The sequence below is a fragment of the Psittacicella hinzii genome, assembly GCF_003585885.1.
Classification (GTDB): domain Bacteria; phylum Pseudomonadota; class Gammaproteobacteria; order Enterobacterales; family Psittacicellaceae; genus Psittacicella.
In genome coordinates this window covers 1-1,913 of record NZ_NRHC01000157.1, presented here as the reverse complement: position 1 = coordinate 1,913, position 1,913 = coordinate 1, and the positions used below count along the sequence as shown (strand labels likewise).

General features: G+C 32.2%; 1 protein-coding gene. It reads right to left on the bottom strand.

Translation table 11 applies throughout. The features are described 5' to 3' along the window. Positions 1–68 precede the first annotated feature (68 nt). The gene (locus CKF54_RS08035) at positions 69–1,751 is read right to left on the bottom strand and encodes a cyclic peptide export ABC transporter (protein WP_119525822.1); all 1,683 of its coding nucleotides are present in this window, start codon (positions 1,749–1,751) and stop codon (positions 69–71) included. Positions 1,752–1,913: the final 162 nt, after the last annotated feature.

The window sequence follows — 1,913 nt, the reverse complement described above, 5'->3', positions numbered from 1 at the left end:
TCATTTGCGGAATTCAGGTTTTATACAAAAACGAGGGGTATTAATTTTGTAAATATTATAGTGAAATTCTAGAGATTTTCCTCTACAGCTTTGTGAGCTTCAGTTAATCTTTCACTATCATTAAGGATACGTAGTTTACCTTGATTTATTAAGAAGATATTATCAGCAACATCAAAATAAGCATCATCATGACTAATGGCAAAAACCGTAATTCCCATTTGCTTGATTTGCGGAATGATTTGACGATAGAAAACACTACGGAAGTATGGATCTTGGTCTGCAGCCCATTCATCAAGGATAATAAAAGATCTTTGTTCAGCAATAGCTGTAAGTAAAGCCAAACGCTTTCTTTGACCGGTAGATAATGATGTTGTAGATAAAGTTTGATTAATAACTTCTACTTTACCTCTTATCTCTAGGATATCTAACCATTGATCAATTAATTTTTCACTCTCTTCACCATCTTTAGCAATTTCTGCAAAAAGATAAAAGTCACTAAAGATACTAGTTAGTAGACCACGATAAGAATGAGATAATTCAGGGGTGTTGATAGCTTGCTCATCAACATAAATAGTTCCACCTGTAGGTTCAACTAGACCTGATAGGAGTAAAGATAAAGTTGATTTACCAGAACCATTTTTACCAATTAAAAATGTAACTTCACCACGTTTTAAAGTAAAGTTTAATGGTTCAAGCGAAAACTGTTCTACCTTAGCTTTTTGCTGATTGTTATCTAAAGGATTTGCTTTTGGATAGGTATAAGTAACATTTTCAAATCTAATCGTTTGCCAATTAGGATTGATGAGATCTTGCTCATTAAAGTCCTCAGAAAAATCAACAAACTCTAGCTTGTTTAATTTACCAATAGAGACAACTCCTAAAGAAATGTCTGCAATAGATGACACAGCTGCACTAATGAAGTTACGAATAAATAAGATAGTAACCGCAAAGGTAGTAGCTTTTTCTATACTTGCTAAGTTAAAAGAGTAAGCCAAGAAGAAAATAACCCCTACAAGCATTAGCACCATAACATCGAAAAAGTTATTTCCTAGAAAATGGAAAAAGTCAGTTCTCACAATGGTGCGGCGTGAAGCTTCTGCGTTATTAACAAAGCGTTTTAAATAAAATTGTTTAGCTTTTGAGTTATTGATTTTTAACTCGCGGTGACCATCGAGTACGGTTTGGTAGTCTGCTGTTAAATAATCTTTGGTGTTACGGTAGATAGTAAAGTTTTTTACTACTTTAGCAACAATTAAGTGCATACCAAACAAGATAACGGCTAAAGCAACAATAGTAATTAGTAGCAAAGGAATAGAAAGGTAAGCTAAATAAATACCGGTGCATAGTCCGATAACAATACCTTGGGTAAGATCTGGTAAATGTATAAATACTCTAGAAATACTATCTAGGTCACTATTTAAGCTAGCAAGAATGCGATCTTTACCTTGGCTTTTAATATTTTGGTAGCTTGAGTCAATAATTTGTTTAACAATTCTTTTACGTAGAAGAAAAACAATACGATGCCCTAGAGTTGAAATAGCAAACTGCACAATTACTTGTAAGCACAAGAAAGCCAAGAGAATAGCAATGAATACTATCAAATTTAGCATGTCAAAGTTACTTGGACTTAGAAGCTTATTATTGATGTAGTTTAGGACAGCAATACTAGTTAAACCACTTAAAAGAGATAAACAAAAAATCCCAAAAATTCGGAATTTGAATAGTTTTAAATAATGTAAAAATAAAGGCATATTTGTACAATGCGATAAGATTTTTACTATGAAATACTAGAAAGAAATGTGAAATGAAAATGCAGCTCTATTTGATTTCTTTGTAGTAAGAAGTTGAGAGGTTAATAATTAGTATTCAAGGTAAAACTTGGCATATATAGATAGCAATGGTTAATTACTCAA

Bases quoted from the DNA above. Each gene is read 5' to 3' on its own strand.
- CKF54_RS08035 (WP_119525822.1), bottom strand. From the start codon at position 1,751: ATGCCTTTATTTTTACATTATTTAAAACTATTCAAATTCCGAATTTTT.